This window comes from Micromonospora globispora (genome assembly GCF_003857015.1).
GTDB lineage: Bacteria > Actinomycetota > Actinomycetes > Mycobacteriales > Micromonosporaceae > Micromonospora > Micromonospora globispora.
Genome location: NZ_QGGF01000332.1, coordinates 1 through 3,876 on the forward strand (window position 1 = coordinate 1; position 3,876 = coordinate 3,876).

At 71.3% G+C, this 3,876-nt stretch carries 3 protein-coding genes; all 3 read right to left on the reverse strand.

Translation table 11 applies throughout. The features are described 5' to 3' along the window. Nucleotides 1-58 precede the first annotated feature (58 nt). Nucleotides 59-1,054, reverse strand: a complete 996-nt coding sequence (locus tag DKL51_RS16380; RefSeq protein WP_124812212.1) for a hypothetical protein — start codon at nt 1,052-1,054, stop codon at nt 59-61. Continuing rightward, nucleotides 1,051-2,421, reverse strand: a complete 1,371-nt coding sequence (locus DKL51_RS16385; protein WP_124812213.1) for an alkaline phosphatase family protein — start codon at nt 2,419-2,421, stop codon at nt 1,051-1,053. Before DKL51_RS16385 ends, DKL51_RS16380 begins: the two co-directional genes overlap by 4 nt. Further along, nucleotides 2,418-3,876: glycosyltransferase family 39 protein (locus DKL51_RS16390; protein WP_124812214.1), on the reverse strand; the 1,459-nt coding region annotated here is incomplete at its 5' end. The genes DKL51_RS16385 and DKL51_RS16390, both read right to left, overlap by 4 nt.

The window sequence follows — 3,876 nt, forward strand, 5'->3', positions numbered from 1 at the left end:
GCGCATTCGGTCGTCCGGACCGCGGAGCACCTGGTGGCGCGGGGCTACGAGCCACTGGTCATCGCCCCGGCTCCGGCCGGCGCGCGGAGCCGGGCCGCCCGAGCAGCACCAGGCCCACCGCGACGACCAGGATCGCGGTCGTCACCAGCGCCAGGTCCGCCACGCTGATCACGGTGAGTGCCACCTGCTGGTCCTTGCTGATGCTGACCGGGCGGCCGAACGACACGCCACCGCCGAAGACCGTCACCGTGTACGTGCCGCGCGGCAGGTCGGGCACGACCGCCGAGCCGTCCGGGCCGAAGGGGAGCCGCTGCACGGCACCGTCGGCGCGGGTGAGTTCGATGCCGTCGCCGACCCGGTGGGTGAAGAACATGTCGGCCGCCGTGAACGAGACCCGGAAGAAGAGCAGCTGCACCACCCAGGCCGTCCGCTCCCACGGCACGAACCGCTGTCCCGCCCGGTTGACCACCGAGGTGCCGTCCACCATCGCGCTGTCGACCACGTAGTAGAGCTGCTTCGACACCAGCCCGCGCGGTCCCTGCTGGGTGCGGCTCTCCGCGACCCAGCGCGGCCGGGTCAGCTCGGCGCCGGCCAGGTCGAGGACCTCACCGGTGTTGCTGCGCAGCCGCATGGCGGCGACCCGGTCCGGCGGCACCACCGCACCGAACCGGTCGATGAAGCTCCAGGACACCAGCCGGGCGGTACGCAGACCGAGCTCCACCACCTTGCCGCGCGCGCCGGCGTCGACGTCGCCCCGGAACCGGTCGAAGACCACCTTCCGGTCGTCGCTGATCCGGGTCTCCGGCACGATCAGGCGCTTGTCGAGGTCGATGAAGTTGCGGACGGCGACCTGGATGCGGCCCTTGGCGTCGGAGCGGGCCAGTTTTCCGTCCACCTTCACCACCACGCCCCGCAACGGCGGCACCGTCTGCAGGTGCAGGATCCCCGGCCGCGCCGGTGCGGACCGGGCGGCGCTGGCGGCGGTGGGCAGGACGACCGCCAGCAGGACCGCCGCCAGGGACAGCAGGGCGGCGCGGACGGCTCGCCGGATCACGTCCACCGCCGCCGCCGAACCGCCGCGACGCCGACCAGCGCGGCCACCAGGCTGCCCGTCACCGCGTACGAGGTGTACACCGGCACCGGGTCCGGTCTCACCACGACGGGCGGCGTCCGTTCGGTGCTGAGGAAGACCGCCGGCCGGGGTGGTCGGTCGAAGTCGAAGGCATCGAGGAAGGTGTTGGCCTTCCCGTCGCGCTCGGCCAACGGTTTCAGCCGCCAGTTGACCTCGATGAACTTGAGCGCCGAGGTGAAGTCCAACGTGGTGGAGTCGACGTGTCCGCGGCGGGCGTACGGGCTCACCAGCAGCGCGGGCACCCGGAAGCCGTAGCCGTACCGGTCGACCTGCGGCGGCACGACGTGGTCGTACCAGCCGCCCCAGTCGTCGTACGACCAGAGGAACGCCGACGAGTCCCAGTTCGGCGACCGCATGAGTTGGGTGAGCAGCGTCCGGACCAGGTTCTGCCCGGCCCGGATGCTGCCGGGCGGGTGCTCGCTGTCGCCGGCCGGGGCGATGAACGAGACCGCCGGCAGGTTGCCCTTGGCCGCGTCCTCGTAGTACTCGTCCAGGTCGACGATCTTGCCGAACAGCCGGGGGTCATCGACGTAGCGCGCGTAGGCCAGCAGCGGCACCCAGATCACCTGCGCGCCCCGGTCGACGTCCTCCTCGCTGGTGCGGGAGCGGAAGGTGATCGTGGGATCGTAGTTCTCCACGTAGAACTTCCAGCTGATCCCCGCGGCCTCCAGCCGGTCGAAGATGGTGGGAATGTCACCCCAGCCCTGCGCGGGGATCGACTCCGACTTCCCGGTCGCGCCCGGGCCCCCGGTCACCCGGAACATGTGGTTGCGGATGCTCCCCGAGTTGGACGAGCTGAAGAAGCGGTCGAAGAGCACGTACTCGTCGGCGATGTTCCAGTAGTACGGCAGGTCGCGATCGTCGTAGTAGCCCATCGCGAGCTTGCCGTCCTTGCCCTGGGTGCTCACCCCCTCGACGAAGCCGTCCATCCGGCCCTTGTTGTACTGCACCCGGAACGCCTCGGCGGTGTGGTCCAGGTCGAGGCTGCCCAGCTCGCCCATGTGGAAGGGCTTGACGCACGGCTCGGCCTGGTCCCGGCGGACCGGCATGCAGGTGTCGGCGGGGATGCCGTCGACCCCCGGCCGGGTGCCGAAGTAGTTGTCGAAGGTGTGGTTCTCCTGCATCAGGAAGACGAAGTGGTCGATCGGCGTGGTGGGACTCGGCGCCGTGCGGGCTGGCGCGGCGAGCGCGGCGCCCGGGTTGGCGAGCGCCAGCAGACCGGCGACGAGCAGCGCGCGGGCCAGCAGGCGGCCGGCACGGCGGCGGTACGGGCGGGTCGGGTCGGTCATGGACGCACCTCGTAGATGATGATCACCGGAACCGGGACCCGCGCCCCGGTGGAGTCGGTCCCGTCGACGTACTCCGTGTGCACGACGCGGCCGTGGTAGCGGCGGATCAGGACCATCAACCGCTCGGAGAAGAACGCCGAGCGCCCGGCGGAGAACGAATCCCAGACCACGTACTGCAGGTCGTTGTGGCGCAGCCACCAGTCGGGGTTGGGCAGCGGGGCGTACGACGGGTTGCGCCGCAGCGGATTCGGACTGACCGACAACCCGTAACTGCGACGGTGACCGTAGTACTGGATGATGTTGGCCATCGACGGGCCGAGGGTGAGCACCACCGACCCCTCCGGCGAGTTGGCGGCCAGCCACCGGCCGGCCTCCCGGCCCCCGGGCACCCCACCGGAGCCGGCGAGGAAGGTGGCGTTGTCGGCCTGGTTGACCGCGGTCCAGCTGGGCACGAGCAGGCTCAGGGTGACCAGCGCGATCACCGCGATACGCACCGTCCGCACCGCACGGGCCCGCCGGTCCGGTGCCCCGTCGGCCCGGGCGAACAGCCGGCCGATCCGGCCGGGTACCGGCAGGCCGGTGAGGGCCCGGGCGGCGAGGATCGCCACCGGCGCCGCGGCGGGCAGCAGGTACTGGAAACCCTTGACGGGCCACAGCTGGAAGAAGAGCACGGGTGCCGCGATCCACGAGACCAGCAGCGTCTCCCGCCAGGAGCGGTGCCGGCGCAGCCACCAGAGGCCGCCGATGGCCGCCGCCACCACGAGCAGCCCCATTGCCGACGGCACGGTCTCGACGTAGAACCCCATCGAGTGGTTGGGCCGCCGGAACAGCTGCCACACCAGGTAGCTCTTGCCGGTCTGGCTGCGCCCGGCCAGGGCCTGCGAGACCGGATGGGTCAGGAAGACCACCAGCATCGCGGCGAGGGCGAGCAGCGACATCCGCACTGGCCGCCGCACCATCGGGGTCAGCGCCAGGAACGCGTAGACCCCGCCGGCCAGGACGACGCTGGTTTCCTTCGTCAGCATCGTCACGCCCAGCATGGCGCCGGTCGCGACGTACCAGAGCACCTGCTGGTCCTGGACGAACCGCACCAGGCAGTAGAGGGTGAGCGTCGCGAACAGCACCATCGGTCCGTCGAGGAGGACCTGCCGGGTCACCACCACGTGGTACGGCATGACGGCGACCAGCAGCGCCGCGACCAGTCCGACCCGCCGGCTGTAGAGCCGCGCACCCAGCAGGTGGACGGCCAGCACGGTGGCCACGCCCAGCGCCGCCACCACCACCCGCCCGACCACGTCGACCTCGCCGGTGCGGAAGAACGGCGACAGGAGGGTCTGGAAGAGCATCGGGTGGGCGCGGAACACCGGGAAGAAGGGCGCGTAGTTCGGGTTGCCGGCGAGCGAGGCGGCCTGCCCGGCGTAGACGGCCTCGTCGCTGTTGAAGCCGAGAGACCCC